The sequence below is a fragment of the Lactobacillus sp. UMNPBX16 genome, assembly GCF_002553775.1.
Classification (GTDB): Bacteria; Bacillota; Bacilli; order Lactobacillales; family Lactobacillaceae; genus Lactobacillus; species Lactobacillus crispatus.
Map to the genome: position 1 here is coordinate 1 of NZ_PCYU01000104.1, position 276 is coordinate 276.

1 pseudogene is annotated in these 276 nt (G+C 42.4%); it reads left to right on the forward strand.

Annotated features, from left to right (window positions below):
* Positions 1 to 276: pseudogene (locus CP367_RS10795) on the forward strand (glucosamine-6-phosphate deaminase); the annotation flags it as partial.

Consider the following 276-nt stretch of genomic DNA (forward strand, 5'->3'; position numbering starts at 1 on the left):
GAACGGTGCTAAAGTCGTAGGGTTGGCAGCCGGCTCAACCACTGAAACACTTTACCAAAACAGGTTAAAAGGCGATCTTAACTGTGAAAATCTTACCAGCATTAACCTCGATGCATACGTTGGTTTAACCCCAGATAATCCTCACAGCTACCACTACTTCCTGCAACAGCCTTTATGTGACAATAATCCCTTTAAGGCGACTTACGTTCCTTCCGGTTTGGCAAACGACTTTGATGCTTTTTTTAAAGAATATGCTCAAATTATCAAAGACCATCC